Source organism: Dyadobacter sp. HNCC25DJ186, assembly GCF_056895235.1.
Map to the genome: position 1 here is coordinate 508,227 of NZ_JBXHAS010000003.1, position 23,643 is coordinate 531,869.

Annotated in this window: 22 protein-coding genes; 17 read left to right on the forward strand and 5 right to left on the reverse strand. The window is 41.0% G+C overall.

From position 1 onward, the window contains the following. Positions 1-283: 283 nt before the first annotated feature. The 8 genes from AC1XUO_RS11910 (at position 284) to AC1XUO_RS11945 (ending at position 7,689) form a co-directional block, all read left to right on the forward strand. Positions 284-922, forward strand: a complete 639-nt coding sequence (locus AC1XUO_RS11910) for a thiamine phosphate synthase (protein WP_483330015.1) — start codon at positions 284-286, stop codon at positions 920-922. Further along, on the forward strand, positions 916-1,680 hold the full coding sequence (locus AC1XUO_RS11915) for a HisA/HisF-related TIM barrel protein (RefSeq protein ID WP_483330016.1): 765 nt from the start codon (positions 916-918) through the stop codon (positions 1,678-1,680). Before AC1XUO_RS11910 ends, AC1XUO_RS11915 begins: the two co-directional genes overlap by 7 nt. Continuing rightward, on the forward strand, positions 1,673-2,788 hold the full coding sequence (thiH, locus tag AC1XUO_RS11920; RefSeq protein ID WP_483330017.1) for a 2-iminoacetate synthase ThiH: 1,116 nt from the start codon (positions 1,673-1,675) through the stop codon (positions 2,786-2,788). The genes AC1XUO_RS11915 and thiH overlap by 8 nt, the downstream gene beginning before the upstream one ends. Before the next feature lie 370 nt (positions 2,789-3,158). After that, positions 3,159-4,208, forward strand: a complete 1,050-nt coding sequence (moeB, locus tag AC1XUO_RS11925) for a molybdopterin-synthase adenylyltransferase MoeB (RefSeq protein WP_483330018.1) — start codon at positions 3,159-3,161, stop codon at positions 4,206-4,208. 15 nt (positions 4,209-4,223) lie between these two features. After that, positions 4,224-5,030, forward strand: a complete 807-nt coding sequence (locus AC1XUO_RS11930) for an AraC family transcriptional regulator (RefSeq protein WP_483330019.1) — start codon at positions 4,224-4,226, stop codon at positions 5,028-5,030. Positions 5,031-5,114: 84 nt separating this feature from the next. Then, positions 5,115-6,077, forward strand: a complete 963-nt coding sequence (locus AC1XUO_RS11935) for a nitrilase family protein (RefSeq protein ID WP_483330020.1) — start codon at positions 5,115-5,117, stop codon at positions 6,075-6,077. Between the two features lie 144 nt (positions 6,078-6,221). Further along, complete coding sequence (locus tag AC1XUO_RS11940) at positions 6,222-7,106, forward strand: sulfite exporter TauE/SafE family protein (RefSeq protein WP_483330021.1); 885 nt, start codon at positions 6,222-6,224, stop codon at positions 7,104-7,106. A gap of 112 nt (positions 7,107-7,218) precedes the next feature. Further along, positions 7,219-7,689 carry an NADH-quinone oxidoreductase subunit A gene (locus AC1XUO_RS11945; RefSeq protein ID WP_483330022.1) on the forward strand — a complete coding sequence of 157 codons (471 nt, stop codon included), beginning with the start codon at positions 7,219-7,221 and terminating at the stop codon, positions 7,687-7,689. A 93-nt stretch (positions 7,690-7,782) separates the two neighbouring features. Here AC1XUO_RS11945 and AC1XUO_RS11950 read toward each other — a convergent pair whose 3' ends face one another. After that, positions 7,783-8,544, reverse strand: coding sequence for a hypothetical protein (locus tag AC1XUO_RS11950; protein WP_483330023.1), 762 nt, complete (start codon positions 8,542-8,544; stop codon positions 7,783-7,785). 141 nt (positions 8,545-8,685) lie between these two features. On the opposite strand from AC1XUO_RS11950, the gene nuoB reads away from it, so the two are divergent. The 4 genes from nuoB to AC1XUO_RS11970 all read left to right on the forward strand — a co-directional run bounded on the left by nuoB (position 8,686) and on the right by AC1XUO_RS11970 (position 13,508). Next, a complete protein-coding gene (gene nuoB / locus AC1XUO_RS11955) occupies positions 8,686-9,204 on the forward strand; it encodes an NADH-quinone oxidoreductase subunit NuoB (protein WP_483330024.1) in 519 nt (172 codons plus the stop codon). A gap of 36 nt (positions 9,205-9,240) precedes the next feature. Beyond that, positions 9,241-9,744, forward strand: coding sequence for an NADH-quinone oxidoreductase subunit C (locus AC1XUO_RS11960; protein ID WP_483330025.1), 504 nt, complete (start codon positions 9,241-9,243; stop codon positions 9,742-9,744). A 110-nt stretch (positions 9,745-9,854) separates the two neighbouring features. Next, entirely contained in the window at positions 9,855-11,540 is a 1,686-nt protein-coding gene (locus tag AC1XUO_RS11965; protein ID WP_483330026.1) for a hypothetical protein, read from the forward strand. 123 nt (positions 11,541-11,663) lie between these two features. Further along, positions 11,664-13,508 (forward strand): hypothetical protein, encoded by a 1,845-nt coding sequence (locus tag AC1XUO_RS11970; RefSeq protein WP_483330027.1) that lies wholly within the window; start codon positions 11,664-11,666, stop codon positions 13,506-13,508. A 15-nt stretch (positions 13,509-13,523) separates the two neighbouring features. On the opposite strand, the gene AC1XUO_RS11975 is transcribed toward AC1XUO_RS11970, so the two are convergent. Further along, positions 13,524-14,231, reverse strand: coding sequence for a hypothetical protein (locus AC1XUO_RS11975; RefSeq protein WP_483330028.1), 708 nt, complete (start codon positions 14,229-14,231; stop codon positions 13,524-13,526). Between the two features lie 249 nt (positions 14,232-14,480). Here AC1XUO_RS11975 and carB point away from each other — a divergent pair, with 249 nt between their 5' ends. The 3 genes from carB (at position 14,481) to AC1XUO_RS11990 (ending at position 18,772) form a co-directional block, all read left to right on the forward strand. Then, a complete protein-coding gene (gene carB / locus AC1XUO_RS11980; protein ID WP_483330029.1) occupies positions 14,481-17,324 on the forward strand; it encodes a carbamoyl-phosphate synthase large subunit in 2,844 nt (947 codons plus the stop codon). Between the two features lie 178 nt (positions 17,325-17,502). After that, entirely contained in the window at positions 17,503-18,282 is a 780-nt protein-coding gene (locus AC1XUO_RS11985; protein ID WP_483330030.1) for a hypothetical protein, read from the forward strand. 337 nt (positions 18,283-18,619) lie between these two features. Further along, positions 18,620-18,772, forward strand: coding sequence for a hypothetical protein (locus tag AC1XUO_RS11990; protein WP_483330031.1), 153 nt, complete (start codon positions 18,620-18,622; stop codon positions 18,770-18,772). A 90-nt stretch (positions 18,773-18,862) separates the two neighbouring features. On the opposite strand, the gene AC1XUO_RS11995 is transcribed toward AC1XUO_RS11990, so the two are convergent. The 3 genes from AC1XUO_RS11995 to bshA all read right to left on the reverse strand — a co-directional run bounded on the left by AC1XUO_RS11995 (position 18,863) and on the right by bshA (position 21,768). Continuing rightward, positions 18,863-19,102, reverse strand: coding sequence for a DUF4834 domain-containing protein (locus AC1XUO_RS11995; protein WP_483330032.1), 240 nt, complete (start codon positions 19,100-19,102; stop codon positions 18,863-18,865). 136 nt (positions 19,103-19,238) lie between these two features. Further along, positions 19,239-20,573 carry an NAD(P)/FAD-dependent oxidoreductase gene (locus tag AC1XUO_RS12000; protein ID WP_483330033.1) on the reverse strand — a complete coding sequence of 445 codons (1,335 nt, stop codon included), beginning with the start codon at positions 20,571-20,573 and terminating at the stop codon, positions 19,239-19,241. Positions 20,574-20,631: 58 nt separating this feature from the next. Continuing rightward, positions 20,632-21,768, reverse strand: coding sequence for an N-acetyl-alpha-D-glucosaminyl L-malate synthase BshA (gene bshA, locus AC1XUO_RS12005; RefSeq protein WP_483330035.1), 1,137 nt, complete (start codon positions 21,766-21,768; stop codon positions 20,632-20,634). A gap of 201 nt (positions 21,769-21,969) precedes the next feature. Between bshA and AC1XUO_RS12010 the strand changes: the two genes are divergently transcribed. Continuing rightward, a complete protein-coding gene (locus tag AC1XUO_RS12010; RefSeq protein WP_483330036.1) occupies positions 21,970-22,851 on the forward strand; it encodes a geranylgeranylglycerol-phosphate geranylgeranyltransferase in 882 nt (293 codons plus the stop codon). Between the two features lie 88 nt (positions 22,852-22,939). Next, complete coding sequence (locus AC1XUO_RS12015; protein WP_483330037.1) at positions 22,940-23,635, forward strand: TapB family protein; 696 nt, start codon at positions 22,940-22,942, stop codon at positions 23,633-23,635. Positions 23,636-23,643: the final 8 nt, after the last annotated feature.

Below are 23,643 nucleotides of genomic sequence, written 5' to 3' on the forward strand. Positions count from 1 at the left end.
AACAATCGCCATACCAACAATCACACCATCACCGGGCGTTGCCCGGTGCTAAAATATGTAAGCCCGTTGGGCTTTTGCGTACCCCAAACATTTGGACAACCAATATCAAAATATGGACCAAATTTTCGACATGTCCACGACCCTTACGGGGTCACATATCTTAGCCCGGGGTTTATTCCCTGGGGTTTGGGGATGATGAGATAGGGCCATGACCCTAACGGGGTCACATATCTCAGCCCGGGGCATATACCCTGGGGGCGTTGGGATCGGAGTAAATAAATCCATGAATCAAAATAAAATGATCGACAAACTACAATTCATATCAAACCAAACAAAAGATATATCCCACCTCGACAGCATTCAAATCGCGCTCGACGCGGATTGCCACTGGATTCAACTTCGGGTAAAAGACCAATCTTTTGAGGATATTTTGAAACTGGCAGAAAAAGCCAAAACCATTTGTGATAAACACCAGGCAAAGCTCATCATCAACGACTTCCCGTTTATTGCTAAAGAAGTTGGTGCCTATGGTTTGCATCTTGGTTTAAACGATATGCCGATTTCCTCAGCCAGAAAAATTGTAGGTAATAAAATGGTTATAGGAGGAACAGCCAATACACTAGAAAATATTTTAGACAGAATAAAAGAAGGAGCAGATTACGTTGGCCTCGGCCCTTTCCGGTTTACATCAACAAAACAAAATCTAAGTCCAATTTTAGGTTTGAAAGGATATCGAAACCTAACGAAATCACTAAAAAACCTGAAACATTCCATTCCACTCATTGCGATCGGTGGTATTGCGCAGGAAGATATTTCTCAAATTCTGGAAACAGGTATGTATGGCGTTGCGGTTTCAGGCTCCATTATCAACGCAGAAAATCCTAAAAATCTGGTTTACAAAATCAATAAAATATTATGTTAAAAATAGCTGAAAAAGAATTCTTCTCCCGTCTGTTTACCGGCACCGGAAAATTCAGTTCGTCGAAATTAATGGAAGAAGCACTGTTGGCATCGGGCTCTGAACTTGTCACCGTTGCGCTTCGGCGGGTCAATATGGACAGTAAGGATGACGATATTCTTTTACATTTGAACCATCCGAAAATAAATTTGCTCCCAAACACTTCCGGTGTCAGAACGGCAAAGGACGCTGTTTTTGCCGCACAACTGGCCAGGGAAGCATTGGAAACAAACTGGATCAAACTGGAAATTCATCCGGACCCGAAATACCTTATGCCGGATCCGATTGAAACTTTACTGGCGACGGAAGAACTGGCAAAATTGGGGTTTATTATCCTGCCCTATATCCACGCTGATCCCGTTTTATGTAAACGTCTGGAAAATGCAGGAGCTTCGGCAGTGATGCCACTTGGCTCACCAATCGGGAGTAATAAAGGTTTGAAAACCATCGATTTTCTGGAAATTATTATTGAACAAAGCAATGTGCCTGTTATTGTGGATGCTGGCATTGGTTCACCTTCTGATGCCGCCAAGGCCATGGAAATTGGTGCTGATGCCGTTCTAGTTAATACCGCGATAGCCGTTGCCGGCAATCCTGTACAAATGGCAATTGCTTTTAAGATGGCAGTCGAAGCCGGAAGAATCGCTTTTCACGCCAAATTAGGAAAACAAGGAAACTTTGCCATTGCCAGCAGTCCTCTAACCGCTTTTTTAGATGAGTAACTTTAAAGAATTATTTGAAACTTATAGTTGGGATGCTGTTAAGGATGACATTTATTCCAAATCAAAAAATGACGTGGAGAATGCGTTAACCAAATCCAAAAGGACACTTGAAGATTTTAAAGCACTAATTTCTCCCGCTGCCGCAGCTTATCTGGAACCGATGGCACAGCTAAGCCAAACAATAACTCAAAAACGTTTTGGGAAGGTTATTCAATTATACATTCCATTGTATCTTTCCAATGAATGCACCAATATTTGTACCTATTGCGGATTTAGTCTGGACAATAAAGTGCGTAGAAAAACACTTTCGGATGAGGAGATCTTGAAAGAAATAGCTGTGCTAAAAAATCTTGGATACGATCATGTTTTGCTGGTTACCGGAGAGGCAAACCAAACCGTTCATGTCGAATATTTCCAGCGGGTACTGAAATTGATCCGTCCGTTTTTCGCCCAGGTTTCGATGGAGGTGCAGCCTTTGGATACTGAGGAATACAAAGCATTGATTCCTGTGGGTTTGACTTCCGTTTTAATTTACCAGGAAACTTACCACAAAGAAGATTACAAAAAGCATCATCCCAAAGGAAAAAAATCTAACTTTAATTACCGTTTGGAAACGCCGGACAGACTTGGTCGGGCAGGAATTCATAAAATGGGTTTAGGCGTTTTAATCGGTTTGGAAGATTGGCGCACGGATAGTTTTTTTACTGCCTTGCATCTGAATTATCTTGAAAAAACATATTGGCAAACACGTTACAGTCTGTCATTTCCAAGACTTCGCCCCTTTTCCGGAGGGCTTGAACCAAAAGTAGAAATGAATGACCGCGAACTGGTGCAACTCATTTGTGCCTATCGTTTGTTTAATGAAGAAGTTGAGATTTCTTTGTCAACACGAGAATCTGAAAAATTCAGAGATCATTGTGTGCAGCTTGGGATAACTTCCATCAGTGCAGGTTCCAAAACCAATCCGGGAGGATATGCTGTCGAACCTGAATCTTTGGAACAGTTTGAGATATCAGATGAAAGAAGTCCGGAAGTCATTGCGGCGATGATCAGGTCAAAGGGATATGAGCCGGTTTGGAAAGATTGGGACAGGGTGATGCAATGTTGAATGATAGAATGATAGAATGATAGAATGATAGAATGATAGAATGATAGAATGATAGAATGATAGAATGATAGAATGATAGAATGATAGAATGATAGAATGATAGAATGAGCTCATAGCAACATCAGGTCATAAAGGACAGTAGTGTTGCTACGAACAATAATATTCAATAAAGCACAGCATCGAGCTACAAAATATATTTGTCGATAAAGAAAAGCAGCAGAACTGCAAAGCAATATCAGTCAATATAGAAAGCAACAGAGCTGCGAAGTAATATCAGTCAATAAAAAAAAGCAGCAGAGCTGCGCAATATTTGTAGAAAACCAGACGCTTCTCCAATTCTAAAAGGTGCAGCGCACCGAAATAAATTTCAGTGGAACTACCAGAAAGAAAAAGATATAGCCGCCAGATTATTCTCCCTGAAATGGGTATGGCCGGGCAGGAAAAACTGAAAGCTGCGAAAGTGCTTGTCATTGGCGCGGGCGGTTTGGGCTGTCCGGTTTTGCAATATCTGGTTGCAGCCGGAGTTGGGACAATCGGAATAGTTGACGATGATACGGTTGACATTACCAATCTTCATCGTCAGATTTTATATTCTGCTGATGATGTTGGTAAAGGAAAGGCAGAAACTGCTGCCCGAAAGTTATCCGCTACAAATCCTTATGTGGATCTGAAAGCTATTCCCGTGCGCCTGGACGAATCGAATGCGACTGAAATCATTTCAAACTACGACCTGGTGATCGACGGATCCGATAATTTCCCGACCCGTTATCTTGCAAATGATATCTGTGTCGAACTGAACAAACCGCTGGTATTCGGCTCCATTTTAAGATTCGAGGGACATGTTTCCGTATTTAATTATAAAGGCGGCCCTACCTACCGCTGCCTTTTTCCGGAAGCAGAAGAAGGTGACAATTGTGAAGTGGCCGGTGTGATCGGAATTTTGCCGGGTATTATTGGCACCTATATGGCCAATGAAACGATCAAGATGATCTGTGAAATTGGTGAGATTTTATCCGGAAAATTATTGGTTTTAAACGCGCTAGGTAACACAAATAACATTTTCAGTTTCAGCAGATCTTCCGCATTTCCGATTAAAGAAATTGCTAAAACTGATATACCGGTTGCACAACCAGTAACCAACAAAATTGAAGAAATGTTTTTTGAAGAGCTTGAAGAAAAGCTCGAATCCGGAGCCGAAGATTTATATTTGATTGACGTTCGGGAAAACTATGAATTTGAAGAAGATTTTATCGGTGGACAAAATATCCCACTTTCTGAATTACCGGAAAATATTACAACTTTCCCTGTTGATAAAACAATAGTCTTCTATTGTACAACCGGAAAACGAAGCCGGATAGCTGCAACTTTACTGACAAAAAGCGGGTTTACCGGACAAAGTTTTTGGGTTAAAAAAGCATAGCAAAATGTAGATTTCATGCAGATTCTTCCATCTCCTCCTTTGGCGCATATCGTGAAACATTTTCTGATCATTGAAAATGATCAGATTTCGAATATTGGTCTGAGGTTATTTTCAGACGGGAATACAGGTATGGTTTTCAATTTTGGAAATCTGCTTTTGCACCTGAAAAACGACGGTAGCATTCCAGAATTTCTCCCGGCAACCTTTGTTTACGGTCAGCTGGATACTTATCAAAACATCGTTTCCACAGGTAATATAAAGTTATTGATCGTAGTTTTTCATCCGTTTGGGATATCCGCATTACTAAAAATTCCAGCGGTTGATCTGAAAAACAGGATTCTTGATCTTGAAACATTTTACACTTCAGAAACCCAAAATCTCGCTGAGCAAATTTTCAATCTTTCAAATCTTAATTCCAAAATCCGATTGGTTGAAAATTTCCTAATAGCTAAACTTTCAGAAAATAATCGTGACAATCAGCTACCATTTCAAGCTGTAAGTTTAATCCATCGACACCACGGAAATCTTTCTGTCGTGCAACTCACGGAAACTTTGCAAGTCAGCGAAAGAAAATTACAACGAACTTTTGGAGAACATATCGGACTTTCCCCGAAGCGATATTCCGGTGTGATCAGGGTGCAGCATTTTTTAAAATTATTACGTAAGAATTCAGGGTTCTCTCAAACCGAGCTGGTATACGACGCAGGTTTTTTCGACCAGGCGCATTTGATTCGGGAAATGCGTAATATTTCCGGCATTACACCAAGTCAGTATTTGGATCAGCCAAATTTATTGGCCGCAAATTTCTTGCAAATCCCCTGAAAATATTTCTACTGTCGGGTTTGTACAATCTTCTCGTTTCACCACTTCCTAATTTTGATTCGTTCAACTAAAAACGATATCATCATGGAAAATCTTAAAGTTGCGACTGCGCAGTTTGAAAACCGGAGCGGCGATAAAGCTTATAATCTTGAAATAATCAACCAGCTTTCGCAACAGGCCGCCGTCAAGGGAGCAAAGGTGATCGCCTTTCACGAATGTTCAATTACCGGATATACATTCGCCCGGAATTTATCAAAACAAGCGTTACTGGAAATTTCCGAATTTATTCCCGACGGTCCCAGTATCCGGAAATTGACCGAAATTTCAAAGGCGAATAACATCACCATTTTAGCCGGACTTTTTGAAAAAGATGGGGACGATAATATTTACAAGGCATATGTCTGTGTGAACGAAAATGGTCTTGTTGCCAAATTCCGAAAACTCCATCCTTTCATCAATCCATACCTGACACCGGGAAATGAATACGTAGTATTTGATCTGTTTGGATGGAAATGTGGAATTCTGATCTGTTATGATAACAACGTTATTGAGAACGTCAGAGCAACGAAACTGCTCGGCGCTGATATTATTTTCATGCCTCACGTAACCATGTGTACCCCTTCAACGCGCCCGGGTGCAGGTTTTGTTGATCCGGTTTTATGGAAAAACAGAGAAGCCGATCCAACTTCGCTTCGTCAGGAATTTGATGGTCCAAAAGGCCGGAGCTGGCTGATGAAATGGTTACCGGCCCGTGCTTATGACAATGCGATTTACGCAGTTTTTTCCAATCCAATCGGTATGGACGATGACCAGTTAAAAAATGGCTGTTCCATGATTCTTGATCCTTATGGCGACGTCATTGCAGAATGCCGGGAACTTGACCATGACCTGGCCATTGTAACATTAACGCCGGAAAAACTGGAACGCGCTGGTGGGTTCAGGTATTTGAAAGCTCGTCGGCCGGACTTGTACCGGGACATTATTGGAAAAGAACATACGCCAGAGCAGAAAGTTGTTTGGTTAACAAACACGCAAATCGATCAATAATAATGAGCCGGAAACATGTTTGTAAAAACACATTTAGTTTTAAAACAATTTAAAATTAAATTACTCTATTAGTTATGTAGATTTAATAGTTTTTGTAGTTTTGCAGAACCAGTATACATGGACTGAAAATTAAAACCACTTGTAATGTTACAAAAAGTACTTTCGTTGAGGCTCCCTACAAGGCCAGTCTGGTATATTTTACCGATCGCTGTAATCGTCCTTTTCATAGGTATTTTGTTTTTGAATGGTACATTAACAATTACAGAGACGGGAGTTGCAACCTTTTTAGAGAGCGATTTTGCATTGTATCTTTTAGTGGGACTGGCAGCGCAGCTTGTCGACGGCGCACTGGGAATGGCCTACGGTGTCACTTCAACGTCATTTCTGTTGAGCCTAGGCGTTACACCAGCCGTGAGCAGTGCAAGTGTCCATGTGGCAGAAATGTTTACAACAGGAGCTTCTGCTATTTCGCATTTTAGGTTTAAAAATATAAATAAAAAACTTTTCAAAGGGCTGCTAATTCCGGGTGTGATCGGTGCGGTTATTGGTGCTTATCTTCTTTCCGACGTGATCGATGGAGATATGATTAAACCGTATATCGCTTTCTACATGCTGATTCTCGGTTTGATCATCATCCGTAAGGCCGTTCAGAAAAATTTTATTAAAAATAAAACAAAAAGGATTGGCGTTCTTGCCGCGACAGGCGGGTTTCTGGATTCGGTCGGCGGCGGCGGCTGGGGACCTATTGTCACTTCAACACTTTTAGGACAAGGACGCGATCCCCGTTATACGATTGGGTCTGTAAACGCTGCTGAATTTGTTGTGACGTTTGCCAGCGGTATAACCTTCCTGATTTTTCACGGTGTCAATAGCTGGCAGGTCGTGCTTGGCCTTATCGTTGGCGGAGTGATTGCAGCACCTTTTGGCGCTTTAATTGTCGGGAAAATTAAACGCAAACCACTGATGCTGATCGTCGGAATTCTGGTTATCGGCCTGAGTCTGCGAACAATAATCCTCAGCATCCTTTAAGTGAAAGGTAATTACAGACTTTGGAGTGTTCTGCCCAACCCCACTTTATCATTGATTTTGCAATGCACTGTTTCAAAAATCACTAGCTTTGCAGAAACCTCTTTACTGCGTTATGCTTACTGATTTTGGTTATATATTATTGTTTATCATTGCTGCCCTGGTATTAATCGGCGTAGTTTTGACAGTGGCAAAATTCCTCCGTCCTGACAGGCCTAATGAGGAAAAACTTACAACTTATGAGTCTGGTGAAGACCCGTTAGGAAATGCCAATATTCAATTCAACGTACGTTTTTATGTCGTTGCATTAATATTTGTTTTGTTTGAAATAGAACTATTATTTCTTTTCCCATGGGCGGTAGTTTTTGGAAATGAAGATTTGATAGCACAAACCAATGGACAATGGGGTTGGTTTGCGATGGCAGAAATGACAGTTTTTGTACTTATTCTTATTCTTGGACTTGCCTATGCCTGGGTGAAAGGTTATCTCGACTGGGTTCGTCCGCAACCATTAATACCGAAAGTAAAATCTCCCGTACCGGCGGATTTGTATAAACAAGTGAACGAACGTTATAAGAAGTTGTGAAAATCTTCAGGTGATTTGAATAGCAATTAAATTTAAGCATTAAAAAACCATCGACTTTTTTTCGATGGTTTTTTAATATCAATATTCCGGCAATCAATGCATTCTTCCCCACATGCGGTGCGATTTTTTTGGAAAGAATACCAAACCAAGTTGGGCATATAGCTGGTTGGGTTTGAACGAAGGTAAGTCAGTCACTTTCACATCATCTCCGCGCCAGCTTCCCATTCTCGCGATTGGCAAATGATAGGTAAGCTTTCCGCTAATATAGACCTGATCATAAATCTTTGGAAAGAGATTCATTTTATAGTCAGCGCCAACCCCCGCATGCAAATTAAAACTTCCATTGTGCAGCTTAGCCGCGTTATATGCATTTGGATTTTGGACAACCTGTGAAAAGCTGGCCGTCCGGTCATTTTTTACTTTTACCTGATATAACATCAGATCCCATCCAATCGGTATTAATAAATTCCAGCGTTTTGTATTGACGAATTTTGGGCTGGCATCAACCCCGATTCCAATACCTCTGAAAATTCCCTTGGCCACATTTTCATCACGGCTATGTTTGGTACTGTTCATCAGGATAAGCCTGCTTTCCATGAAAAACTTTTCTGTTTCAATCCTTTTTGCAAGCACAATTGAAGCCATTACATTTTCGAAAGGCTTAATTCCCAAAGACCTCATTTCGTTACGGATACCCTTGAAACTATTATTGCCTAACAGACCGACCTCGCCATAAAGGGCCATACCACTCTTATATTTTTTCGCGGTTGACGTCGTGTCGAAACTATCCTGAGCAGAAGCTGTGTTAAAGAATAAAGCAGACGAAAGAATGCAAATAAGTAATTTGTTTTTCATAATGTGATAAATTGACGTGTTTTTAATCGAACGTAAATGAAGTCTGTTTCTTGCCATTTATATATACTTTTGCAGATAAACGACGTTGCTTAGAATTGAACAAATATTGTACCAGCGAATAACTACTGAAAGCGATAGCGGATGAGTGAAAGAATCAAGACCGGAGACGGTGGGATCATACTAACAAATGCGGAAGATCTAATGAATTGGGCACGGCTTTCGTCGCTGTGGCCGATGGGCTTTGGATTAGCTTGCTGTGCCATTGAAATGATGGCAACTTATGCTTCACATTACGATTTAGAGCGTTTCGGTATCATGCCGCGCCCTTCCCCTCGCCAATCCGATGTTATGATCGTGGCTGGAACAGTGACGTTCAAAATGGCAGACAGAATCCGCAGGTTATATGAACAGATGCCTGAGCCTCGATATGTGATTTCAATGGGAAGCTGTTCAAACTGCGGCGGTCCATATTGGGAACATGGGTATCATGTTGTAAAAGGCGTTGACAGGATTATACCCGTCGATGTATATGTCCCCGGCTGTCCGCCCCGACCAGAGGCATTGATCGGAGGTTTTATGAAATTGCAGGAAAAAATCCGAGGCGAACATCCACTGGCTCCGGAATTATTCCTGGAAATGCAGGCTGGCGTCCCTGTGTGATCATTAAAATCCATTTTTTATTCCAACCAGCAACCAATGACATTCGAAGAAATAAAGCAAATTCTGATTACACAATTTGGTGAAAATATAGGGTCGGAAGAAAAAGGCCCTCAGCCTATCCTGACGGCTCCGGCGGACAAAATCGCCGATCTTTGTAAATTCCTTTTTGAAGATGAAAGGCTTTATTTTGATTATCTCCAATCTATGTCAGCGCTTGATAACGGACCGGTTCTTGCCACTATGGAATTGGTTTACAACATGACTTCCATACCTTATGGACATAATTTGATGATTAAAATCACCTTTCCCCGAAATGCGGCGGATGAGCCGCTTCCGAACATTCCAACGGTCAGCCATATCTGGCGAACTGCCGATTGGCACGAACGAGAGGCATTTGATCTGATGGGAATTAACTTTTTAAATCATACGGATATGCGACGTATTTTGCTTCCGGAAGACTGGGAGGGCAACCCTTTGCGTAAAGATTATCAGGCTCAGGAAGAGTATCATGGCATTCATGTTCGTTATGAAAATGAATAAAACATCTTTCAGTTTTTATACAAGATAAAATTAACTGCTTCATATTTTAACTCACAAATTTGGTTGCTTGACAAAGCCTCAGTATTTTTCGTTATTAATTACTGATCATCATGCAAACTAAATTTCCCCTAACGTTCATTACTATTCTATTATGCATATCTCTTAACGGATTTGCTTCTACAGATTCCCTGATTATCAAAGGCCGCATCCTGAATTTGACGGGACGATTATACCGACAAGCGCCTGTCATTACATTTTCCAGAAATAATATTCTTCAGCCGCAATCTGAAATAACCAAACTGGCTGCTCTTCAGGCTGACGGAAGTTTCCGAATTTCCATGCCTATACTATTTCCGAAAGAAGAAATCTATCTTGATTATAGTGGTATGGCGGGAACTACATTTCTCGGGTCAAAAGGTGAAATAGAAATTACCTTCGATGGAGATTCTCTACTAAAAGCGAAAAAACTGTTTTATTTCGCTGGGGATAATGCAACTGCCAACAATCAATTTCCACAATATCTTGAAACATTGAGCAAAGAACTCGCCGCTAACAGCGTTTTGGGTGCTAAATTTTATCAAAATTTCTGGGAGAAGAGTCCCGCTGAGGCTGAAAAATCTGCCTCGAACCGCGCCGAAATTCGTAATGCCGCTGTTTCAAAATTGACGTCTACCATCCCCAACCAGACATTGACGCAATGGGCTCAGTCTATAAACCAAGACGAAAAACTGCAAAATATTTATGAGTACTACCTGACCAATTTAATGGAAATTCCGGCCGACAATTCCGCTTTGAAAGAAATCAGCAGGCTTGATAAAAGTCCGCTAACGGCTCAAAGGGTTTCACTCGCGAACAGATTTGCTAATTATGCGGATATTTTAAAAGAGGATAAAATGAATTCCGGAAAAAAAGTATCCTCGCTGCAAGTGAAATTAATGGCTACAATGATCCGGGACAATGCTGGCCCGCTGACTGAGTATGAAGCCGAAAAACTGAATGGTATTGTAGAACGGGGTATAGCTGAAAAAATCGAACTGGATTTTCTGAACAATCTGTACAAAAGAGGCAGTTCAAAACTGGATCTTTTGTTCGCTTATGAATCTGACGGAAGAGCAAATTATACTTATTTTGACAGCACCGCTGCCGACTTCCTAAACGCGCGGTACCTTCCAAAGAATTTTCATAAACTGACTTACAACAACCAGGTTGTCCTGAACAATTATATCCAGACAAGATTAAAATCTCCCCATTTTCGCCAATCGCTGGATGAGCTTGTTCGTCTGGAAGTGAAAGACAGTGCAAATATCAGCAAGATGATCGCTGCGAGGAATATAAAATTGACACCGACAGAAGTTTTGCCTGAATACTGGCTCTCAGCATCGGAAGGGCGAGGAAACGAATGGTTAAATACAATTACGGAGTTATATAGAGGAAAAACGCTATATCTGCTAAAATGGAATATCGATGATCCAAAAAGCCGTGAAGAGCTGGAATTTGCAGCTTCATTACGTTCCCAACTTCCTGAAAATGTTGAATTTATTTACCTTCATTTACCAACTGAAGAGACAGCTGTTTCCAATGATCTCGTCAAACAATATATTGTCAGACATCAGCTCAAAGGTGTTCACATGTTTTTGAATAGCAATCAACTCATGGAATTACTGATCAAACTAAATCCGCTTGACGCGGCTACTTTTGCTATCATGAAACCAAATGGGAAATTTGCAACAAAAAAGGCTCCTGCACCAAGTAACACGGCCGAAATAATTAAAGCAATTCAACAAGCGGGAAATTAATTACAAATAATTACCTTAACCAACTTCAATAAATCTAAATTTACAAAATCAGGATTAATCTGACTACATCTGACATTCGTACGTTTATATAACGTTCAATGATTTGTTCATTTCTATGTGCCCATGTTTAGATTTTTGTTACTATTCCTGTTGATCACCACGACTACGCTGGCTCAAAGAGCGGACAGCTTGCGTAATAATGGTGTAAATATGGATAGTGTCCGGTATACGAATCTAAAAATCCGCATGTCGAAAACCAAATTTTCGCGGTCACTGTATAGGCTCCTCTTTCGTGACGTTTACAATCAGGGAAAAAAGGGTGAGATCAAAGCGATCGAGACAAATCCATTTACCCAGTATGAGGGAATGGTGATCCGAAAAATTGAAATCAAGCAGCTAGATGTCCTGGGCGAGTCTGTTTATGATACTACAAGAAAAGGAAAACAACTCGATAAGTTTTTAAGTAAAACTTTCCATACCAATACCCGCGAACGAATTATCCGGAAGTCATTTTTAAGATTTTCGGAAGGCGACGAAATACAGGCCAGCGTATTGAGAGATAATGAACGTTTATTGCGGAGAAACGGAACAATCACGGATGCCCGGATTATCGTGATTCCCCGTACTGATGTAACCTGGATGGCTGATATTCTCGTTATTATTCAGGATTCCTGGTCATGGAATATTTCAGCGAGTCCAAGTAAATTTAATAAATTCAGTCTCGGACTTAATAACACCAACGTTAACGGGACAACACATCAACAGCTGACAAAGATCCGGTATGACGCTGGCGATACGTTGCGTAAATTTCAATTCCGTACCATTTACACCATTCCTTATATCGGTAAAACCTTCATTACCGGACAGGCCAATTTTATTTACGAACGAGACCAGGAAATACAGTCGATAGTTTTTTCGCGTTCATTTCTTACCACCGCTACAAAGTACGCTGGTTCATTGGAAGCCGGACATGCCAAACTTCGTCAGTTTAAAAGAAATCTGGATGATTTAGATGAAGAAAGTCGTTATCAAACGGGATACTATTATTACGATGTGTGGCTCGGCAGATCCTTTAAATTCCCTTTCCAAAACTCATCATTAAGTGAAAAATCCAGGCTGGTATTTGCCTTGCGGCATAATAAGTACAGCTTCACACGGCGGCCAGAAGTGCGCCTGGATACGAATATAATTTACTGGGACCGAAGTGCTACTTTAATGAGCTTCGGGTATTCAAACCGGAGTTATAAAAGGGACGTACTTATCTATGGTTTTGGTAGAACGGAAGATGTTCCGGTCGGTAATTTATTGGCCGTAACTGTGGGTCAGGAGAATACCGAATTTGGTCAGCGGGGATATGCGGGGGTTCAATTTGCCTCCGGAAACTATCTACCTGGTACTGCCGGGTATCTGTATGGACTGGTGAATGTTGGATCTTATTTTAAAAACCGTTCAAACCAACCGGGTGTCATCAGTGCGCAAACAAATTATATCAGCAAACTCATTCCTTTTCGTTACAGCTATTTCCGGCAATTTGTCACTGTTCGGTACACGCGTGGACTTAACCGTGATCCTGTGGATTATATCAATATCAGCAGGGAAAATGGAATCCGAGGTATCAACAGCGACAGATTAATTGGGACCAAAAAATTCACTCTTGGCCTGGAAACAGTTTATTTTTCCGAAAAGAGTTTACTCGGTTTTCGTATTGCTTATTATGCTTTCGCAGATTTTGGCCTGGTTGCACAAGACCGCCTCCACCTTTGGGATACGCCACTTTACCAGGGATATGGATTGGGACTTCGTTTGAGAAATGAAAACCTATCCATAAATACGCTGCAATTGCGGTTCGGCTATTACCCGAATATCCCTGGCACTTCTTCCAGTACGCGTTATGCAATCGAGGGAAATACGCCGCTTCGTTTGCGCGACTTTGATATTGCTGCACCTTCGATGGTTCCGTATCAATAGGCTTATCCACCATCATTATGGCATAAAAATGGGTCCGAACAGGAATAGCCATGAAATATAACCACCCAGCCCTCCAACCAAACCTGCCAGTAAAAATGTAGTTTTATCCTGATCCGGAATAAATCTTCGATACACGATCCAGACTGAAAGCAAACCAACTACAGCAAGGACAAAGGAGATTGACCAGCTATCAAGTCCAAGGTAGCGAGCCAGAATTGCTTCGTCATTTCTCCGTGGAAAACTCCCCTGCCGAACGGTAATGAGCAGGTCAAAAATATAATTGACAGGTTCTCTGAGCCAGAATAAAGCAGTGAAAACTACCAGCCATTTTTTAAATGACAATGCGGTATCCGTAAACCTTCTCCTGTACATAAATGCGACTACCAACCCGAGCGTACCAATAATAATTGTGAGCACCGGGCCACCTAACGTAATCAAAAAAGCTTCATCACCAATCTTCTTAACCATTGCCTGGTAATCCTGCTTTCCGGGAAAATATTCATTTGTCCGGATTTTAATCCTTTCGTCTCTTGTCAGCCCGTCAAAAAAATCCTGATATCCCGGATTTGTCCATGAAGTAGAACCATAACTCACACGCGCTTCGTATCCAAGGTATTTTGCTGTGAAAAAATGTCCATATTCGTGCACGATAGTTGCAAAAATAGAGGCAACAAAAAATCCCAGAATAAGTCGATAAAGTAGCTTATTATCAATTTCCTCCATACAATAAATTACAATCCAGATACTTCACCAAACATCCTTCTAAAATGGCTCTCCAAAGCGTGCAACCGTCCAGGGCTGCTTGCGGCGGCGTATAGACTTTTTTTAATCTTTCAGTATTCTTTTTCCAATATGTGAATTAACTTTGTGGAATTTTTGAACGAACCCCTTTTATTCAAAAGAAAAAAAGTATCAGGTACGCTCCGAAGTTATTAAAAGTTATTTCCAAAATTCTACAAATTACCATTTACTGTGCCCAAAAATCCGAATATCAAGTCCATCCTAATTATCGGTTCTGGTCCCATCATCATTGGTCAGGCCTGTGAGTTCGATTATGCAGGTTCACAAGCAGCCCGCTCACTTCGTGAAGAAGGTATAGAAGTTGTTCTAATCAACTCTAACCCCGCAACGATCATGACGGATCCGATCAGTGCTGATTATGTGTATCTGCTTCCATTGGAGAAGAAGTATATCGTCGAGATTCTTGAAAAACATAGAGCGCTTGGCAGGCCGATTGATGCAGTTTTGCCAACGATGGGTGGTCAGACAGCTCTGAATTTAGCAATCGACTGCGACAAAGCAGGTATCTGGAAAAAGTATGATATAGAAATTATCGGAGTCGATATCAAAGCGATCGAAACCACCGAGGACAGAGAGAAATTCCGCCTGAAGATGCTTGAACTTGATGTAAACGTCTGCAAAGGCCGTACAGCAAGATCATTTTTGGAAGGAAAAGAAATCGCTCAGGAAATTGGTTTCCCGCTTGTTATCCGTCCTTCGTTCACACTTGGTGGTACAGGTGGTGGTATCGTTGAAAACGAAAAAGATTTTGACCAGGCATTAAATAACGGCTTACACGCTTCTCCAACACATGAAGTTTTGGTAGAACAAAGCGTATATGGCTGGAAGGAATACGAGCTTGAATTATTACGCGACGGAGCCGGAAACTTTATCATCATTTGCTCCATTGAAAACTTTGACCCGATGGGTGTGCATACCGGAGATAGTATTACTGTCGCTCCGGCCATGACACTTCCGGATACATTATACCAGCAAATGCGCGATCTGGCTATCAAGATGATGGACGGAATCGGAAAGTTTGCAGGTGGATGTAACGTTCAGTTTTCGGTAAATCCGGCGAATGACATGATCATCGCCATCGAAATCAACCCACGTGTTTCCCGCTCTTCTGCACTTGCATCAAAAGCAACGGGTTATCCGATTGCAAAAATTGCTGCGAAAATGGCGATTGGTTACAATCTTGATGAGCTGATCAACCCGATCACAGGAAGCACTTCCGCATTCTTCGAACCATCGATTGACTATGTGATCGTTAAAGTTCCCCGCTGGAACTTTGATAAATTCCAGGGTGCTGACCGGGCGTTGGGTTTACAAATGAAATCGGTAGGAGAAGCGATGGGTATCGGACGTAATTTCCAGGAAGCTTTGCAAAAAGCATGTCAGTCATTGGAAATCCGCAGAAACGGACTTGGTGCTGACGGACGTGAATTACGCGATCAGGAAGCGATCAAATACAGTTTGCAACATCCAAGCTGGGATCGTCTCTTCCATATTTATGACGCTTTCAAAATTGGTTTGTCTTTCAAAACAATCCAGACACTTACCAAAATAGACGCCTGGTTCTTACGTCAGATTGAAGAACTGATCGAACTGGAACATGAGATCGAGAAATTTGACCTGAGTGATCTGCCAAAAGAATTGTTCCTGACGGCTAAACAAAAAGGTTATGCTGACCGTCAGATTGCACATTTGCTTCAAACAAAAGAAAGTAAAGTGTACGACAGACGTAAAGAATTGGGAATCAAACGTGTTTACAAATGCGTAGATACCTGTGCCGCTGAATTTGAGGCAAAAACGCCATATTACTACTCTACTTTCAACTCTTCGCAGGAAACGCCTGACAACGAATCGATTGTATCTGATAAAAAGAAAGTGATCGTTTTAGGCTCAGGACCTAACCGTATCGGACAGGGAATTGAGTTTGATTATTCTTGTGTTCACGGCGTTCTGGCGGCAAAAGAACTTGGTTATGAAACGATTATGATCAACTGTAACCCGGAAACGGTTTCAACGGATCCGGATATTGCTGATAAACTATATTTCGAACCGGTTTTCTGGGAGCACGTTTTTGACATCATCGAACATGAAAAACCGGAAGGTGTGATTGTTCAGCTTGGTGGACAAACTGCCCTTAAAATGGCTGAGAAACTTGACAAATACGGTATCAAAATCATCGGAACCAGCTACAATTCGCTTGACTGGGCCGAAGATCGCGGACGTTTCTCTCCTTTGCTTGAAGAACTGGGAATTCCTTATCCTAAATTCGGAACGGTAAGAACTGCTGATGCAGCTGTTGAACTTTCCCGGTCGTTAGGTTTTCCGTTACTTGTTCGTCCAAGTTATGTTTTGGGTGGCCAGAACATGAAAATTGTGATTAACGAGAAAGAGTTGGAACAACACGTGGTTAAGATTCTTCGTGATATACCTGATAATAATATTCTTCTGGATCACTTCCTTGAAGGCGCTCTTGAAGCAGAAGCGGACGCAATTTGCGATGGTGAAGATGCTTACATCATCGGTGTGATGGAACATATCGAGCCGGCTGGAATCCACTCTGGTGATTCTCACGCTGCGCTTCCTCCATTCGATTTAACAGACGACGTGATCCGCCAGATCAATGAGTATACCCGCAAAATTGCTTTGGCAATGAATGTGAAAGGTTTGATCAACGTGCAGTTCGCCATCAAAAATGGTATCGCCTATGTAATCGAAGCAAATCCAAGAGCTTCACGTACGGTACCATTTATCTGCAAAGCATACCAGGAGCCATACGTTAATTACGCAACGAAGCTGATGTTGGGAGATAAAAAACTGAGTGATTTCACTTTCAACCCTGTTAAAAAAGGCTGGGCGATCAAAATCCCGGTATTCTCTTTCAACAAGTTTGCAAACGTAAATAAAGAATTAGGACCTGAAATGAAATCAACCGGAGAAGCGATTTACTTCATCGATGATTTGCAGGATGATTTCTTCCAAAAGATTTATAGTGAAAGAAATTTGTATCTGAGCCGGTAGGTTTTAGGAAAAAAAATAGCAGAAAAATCCCGGTGATGAGCCGGGATTTTGTTTTGTAATTAGGTTCTGTTTGTTCGCAATGCATGTTATGTGACTTATTTAAATTTTTGCGTCATTAAGGCCCTTGATCATCCTATGATTAATGGCATGATTAATCTTAACTCCTAAATGACCAAATATGCATTATTTAACAAAACGCCTCGCAATCGCTTTTGCTGCCCTAAACCTGATTGCTTGTGATCAAACAAAAAGTACCTCTCAAACCCAGAATGGAAGTGCAGTTTCTGAGGAAAGTCCTGGTCAGAAATCGCGAGAACAAAATACCTACTTCGTGATTTCATCCTGGATCACAAAAGACCGGCAGGAAGCGCTGAACCATATTCCTAATCAACAAAAGCAACTTATGAGTTTGTGGAACAGGGGTCTTGTTGAAAATATTTACTATAACCAAAAGGGAAAATTTAGTGACGGCCAACCACTTTCACTCATCGCCTGTTTTGTAAAAGCGGAAAATGAGGATGCGGCACGAGCAATGCTGGATACAACCGACATTGTTAAGAATAAATTGGCAAATTATACCATACGCCAGGTCGGAAATGTTATTTCTTCAAGAAGCGAGAACGCTGTAAAACTGTCAGCAGGGACGGCTATCGAATCGTACGCAGTTGTTTGGGAATTAAAAAACCAGGACGCAAAGAAGGATTCAACAATTTTTATTTCTCAGTCAAAAACGACAGCTCAACTGCAAAATGTTGGTATAATCGAAAATATCTATGTTAACACGGAATCGATTGGCAAGAAAAATTCAGACATAAAACCGGCTGTTTTTATAATTAATGCTAAAAATGAGGCGGGGGCAAGACAAGTACTGAATGAAATGCCAATTGTAAAATCTGGGATAGCCTCATACGGTCTGCATCATGTAGGACAATTTATGAGTGGTGTAAAAAGTCTGTGATCTACCTTTCGAGAGGTCCGCGCTTCCTAAGTTTGATTGTGATAATAGGCACACTTATAACTTTTACTGAAATTAAAAGATAAAGGGATCTGAGCCGCTAGGTTTTAGAAAAAACAGACAATAGAAAAATCCCGGTGATGAGCCGGGATTTTTTTGCGTTTAGGTAGATTATAGCATTATTGGGAGACTATTTCCTCAGACTCAGTATCTACCTGATTTTAAGTAACATGTTACAAAACGATTCTCAAATACGTCTCAATGTAAATAATTTATTCAAATACATCATTCATATTGAATTTAAGCCCACGTATATCACTTAATAGAAATATTCATTATTATGTCTGCCAAAACCTTAAATAACAAAAACGGAAATTCTGACGGCCAGTTGGTGAAAACTCTTAAACGGGTAACAACCGTGGAAAAGAAAATGGCTCAAATGAGAGATACTTTGAAAAAGTATCCAATTCCGCCGGACTTGCTTGAAAAATAGCTGTTTGCTTTGGAGTTTGTCCAAACACAAAAAAGCCCAAAATCTCACGATCCCAGGCTCAATTAAATTTCTATTAAAATCTATATTTGACTATTTCACCTCTTCATAATCTACATATTCTCCTCCGCGGAAACGGGATTGATTCGCATCTGGTGGTGTGGTATCAACACGTATACCTGCATTAGCTTTTTGTTCATACGCTTTTGCCTGTCTTTTCTGCTCCTTAACAAGCTGCCTTCCAACCAATAAATGAAATATAAAACGGCGAAATACCGGCACAAAAGCTAATAGCAAGAAGAATATGACAAGAATATTAAATAAAATTTTCATCTTTCAAGTTTTTATATATCTCAGATATAACGTGTAATCTTTAAAAAATAACACACGAATATAATGAAAAGGTAACAAATGATCCAATAAGCTGGAAGAATGGTTCAGCTTATGGACGGACGGCAACTTTTCAATATTATAAATCACCCTCGGCCTTGGCATGCAAATCCGCCTCCTCCGCTACCAATCCGGTTGAAAGTACTTTTGGTGTTAGGATCAAACGTAGCGACTGGTCAAAAGTGACATAACTCCAAAACCAGTTGATGAAAGTTAATACTTTGTTTTTAACACCAACGATAGAGATTAAATGTATAAACATCCAGGTCAGCCAGGCTAAAAATCCCTGAAACTTGATAAAGGGTAAATCCACAACAGCTTTATTTCTACCTACGGTTGCCATTGATCCAAGATCATTATACTTAAATGGAACCGGAGGTTTATCATCCAAGGCCCGCCAGATATTTTTAGCTAACGCTTTACCCTGCTGCATGGCCGGCTGAGCAAGCTGCGGATGACCATTTTCAAATTTGCCTTCACTCATAGAAGCCACATCTCCGATCGCAAAAATGTCAGTATAACCCTGCACCCGATTAAACTCGTCCACCTTAATACGACCTCCCCTAACCAGCACGTCCGGATTTATTCCTTTTAAAGCATTTGCCTTGACCCCGGCCGCCCAGATCAGATTGTCCGTACGGATTTTCATACCCTGTTTTGTGGTAACATACTTGCCGTCATATCCTGCAACGGCTTGCCCGGTAAGAATTTCCACACCCATTTCTTCAAGATATTCTCTTGATTTTTTGGAAGATTCCTCCGACATCACACCTAACAATTTATCCAGACCTTCCAACAAATAAATTCTCATACAAGAAAAGTCCAGTTCCGGATAATCTTTTGGAAGGATATACTTTTTCATTTCGGCTAGTGAACCAGATAATTCTACGCCTGTTGGCCCGCCACCTACGATGACAATGCTCATCAGCCCCTCACGCTCATCGTTGGTTTCGACAGCAAGCGCATCTTCCAGATTTTGCAAAACGCGGTTTCTCAAAGCCAGCGCTTCGGACACAGATTTCATCGGGATGGCGCGGTCTTCAATATCTTTCATACCAAAATAATTGGTCGTCGCTCCCGTTGCAACAATCAGAAAATCATAGGTAATTTCCCCTAATGAAGTTTCCAACGATTTCCTTTCAGTATTAATGGAAGAAACTTCTGCGACTCGGATATGTACGTTTTTCTTAGATTGAAAAGCTTTACGAAGTGGAAAAGATATTGAACTTGGTTCAAGTCCGGCTGTGGCAACCTGGTAGAATAAAGGCTGAAACTGGTGAAAATTATTTTTATCGATCAGGACAACTTGAAGGTCATCACGTTTGGCAAGTTCGCGTGCAAGTGCCAATCCACCGAAGCCGGCGCCAATGATTACAATTCTTTTATATTGAGTATATGGAATGTTCGGTAACATAAAGAATGGTATTTGTAGTTAACTAAACGCCAACTACAAATACCATACCTACAACGACTTACACAGTGGCTTTGCTATTTTCAATAACTCTTTCGTAGTATGCTTCATAATGCGGCAAAATTTTTGCCACATCAAATTCTTTCGCACGGGCAAGTGCATTTTCTTTAAATCTCGGCAGATTTTCGTCAGCCAGAATGTAAGCCGCATGTTTCACCATGTCGTCCACATCGCCAATATCACTCAAAAATCCGGTTACGCCCGGAATATTTAGTTCAGGCAAACCGCCTGCATTTGAAGTGATTAAAGGCACTTCACATGCCAGCGCTTCCAACGCTGCCAAACCAAAACTCTCTGATTCAGATGGCATAAGGAATAGATCGGCCACGGACAACACTTCTTCAATAGCATCCAGTTTTCCAAGGAAACGTACGTCAGAAAGCATATCAAGATCGCGGCACAAACGTTCGATGCGCGCACGGTCTGGACCGTCACCTACAAGCAACAATTTGCTTGGTGTGATGTCACGCAACTGATGGAAGATCATAATCACGTCGTCAATCCGTTTTACCTTACGGAAATTAGAGGTGTGAACGATCAGTTTTTCGTTATTCGGACAGATAGCAAGTTTGAAGTGATCTTTCTTTTGTCTGTTAAAACGGCTCAAATCGATGAAGTTTGGAATGACCTCAATATCTTTTGTAACCGCAAAATGTTTGTAAGTATCATTTTTAAGCGACTCTGAAACCGCTGTAATACCGTCAGACTGGTTGATACTGAAAGTCACAACGGGTTCATAAGACTCATCCTTGCCGACAAGCGTTATGTCTGTACCGTGTAAAGTCGTGATAACCGGGATATGTATTCCTTGCTGAGCGAGAATTTGTTTGGCCAGATAAGCCGAAGACGCGTGTGGAATTGCGTAATGAACATGCAGCAGATCCAGTTTTTCCATTTTCACAACGTGCACCATATGGCTCGATAGAGCAGATTCATACGGAGGATATTGGAACAACGGATAGGCAGGTATATTTACCTCATGGTAGTAAAGGTTTTCATTGAAAAAGTCCAGTCGCTGAGGTTGTGAATACGTTATAAAATGTATCTGATGGCCCTCTTTCGCTAGTGCTTTCCCTAGTTCCGTAGCAACTACGCCACTACCTCCAAAGGTTGGGTAGCACACAATGCCTATTTTCATAATCCTAAATTTCTATGTTCTTAGTGAAATAATTAAAGTTTAAGCGCGACGAACTTTTATAAACGGACGGTTAACTCATAGCTAACACAAAATCAGTGCTTTTTTATCCCGAAGTGGAAGAGAAAGATTTTATTAATTCCTTAATTGACATAAAATGAATAATTTTAATGTCTGAACCTGCTTATATTTTTAATAACCTCCATGAATGTGTCTGTAAGACCGAAAGTAAGATTTTGGGATTTTGTTACCGGGAGCGTACGTCTGGTCCGTATGAGCAATCTGGTTATTGTGGCTATAACACAGTACCTTACGCGCATATTACTGATCGGCCCGAGGCACGAATGGAGAAATATCATCAGCGATCCTGATTTATTTATTCTTTCGCTTTCAACAGTTTGTATAGCAGCGGCAGGTTACATTATCAATGATTATTTTGACATCAAAATTGATATAGTAAACAAACCTGAACGCGTGGTCGTTGGCCGTTATTTAAAAAGACGCTGGGCCATGGGTGCGCACCAGGTTTTAAATTTGTTGGGTGCAGCTTTGGGATTGTTAGTTAACCCTTGGGTTTTTCTGGTGAATGTAGTATCAATTACCATGCTCTGGTTTTATTCTGAACGTTATAAGCGTGCGCCCTTTATTGGAAATTTTATCGTATCCCTACTGACTGGCTTTACCTTGCTGATTCTGACACTTCGGTACCCGGAAAATCGTCAGCTGGTTTTCATTTATGCTGTTTTTTCTTTCTTTATTTCTCTGATCAGGGAAATTGTCAAAGATATGGAAGATATACGCGGGGACGAAGCACATGGCTGTCGGACGCTACCGATAATCTGGGGAATTCGAAGGACTAAACATTTTCTCTATTGTGTAATTTTTATCTTTGTAACGACCCTCTTTTTCATGGCACATGCGCTGAATAATCCGTTACTTGCTGTATTATTTTTATTATTATTATTTCCAATTGGCTGGCTTGTCTATTCTCTGATAATTTCGGACACACGCCGTGATTTTAAAAAGGTAAGTTCGTTATGCAAAATAATCATGTTGCTTGGACTCGTGACCATGATCTGGGCTTAATGAAATTCTTTATTTTTGTTACAAATCGCTGACACTAATTCGACTAAAGCATCTGAACGATTATTCTGTAACCTAAACAATTTCCAATATGAGAATTAGAATTCTACTTTTTTTGGCTGTTATTTTCAGTAGCATCGCAAGTGTTAAAGCTCAGGAATGTATGGGCACCAACATGAAAGCCGGCAGTGGTTTTGAAATGGCCACGTTCGATGGCAAAGGAAAACCTACCGGCACTATAAATTACAAAATCTCGAAAGTTTCATCAGAAGGCGGCATGTCTGTTATTACCATTGACATGGAAGTTTTCAACCCTAAGGGCAAGTCGGAAATGAAAAACACTTATACCATGAAGTGTGACGGAAATTCACTATACCTGGATGCTAACTCATTAATAAACCAGGAACAAATGAAGTCGTTTGAGAATCTCCAGATGAAATACACCTCGACCAACATTGAGTTTCCAAATAAATTTACGGTTGGACAAAAACTCAAAGATGCTTCACTAAAAGGCGAAGGCAGCTCCGGGCCGATGGCTATGACATTCAACATGCTGATATTAAATCGAAATGTTGAAAGCCAGGAGAAAATCACCATTCCAGCCGGTACGTTTGATGCATACAAAATTACTTCCGATATGCAGATGGAAACAAAAATGGGCTTTGGTATTAAAATGGAAGTGAAGACAATTTCATGGCGGGCGCCGGGCGTGTTATGGGATTTGAAAACGGAATCATACCGCAAAGGAAAACTTTTCAGCAGAAGTGAATTGACAAAAATTTATTAGGCATTTAT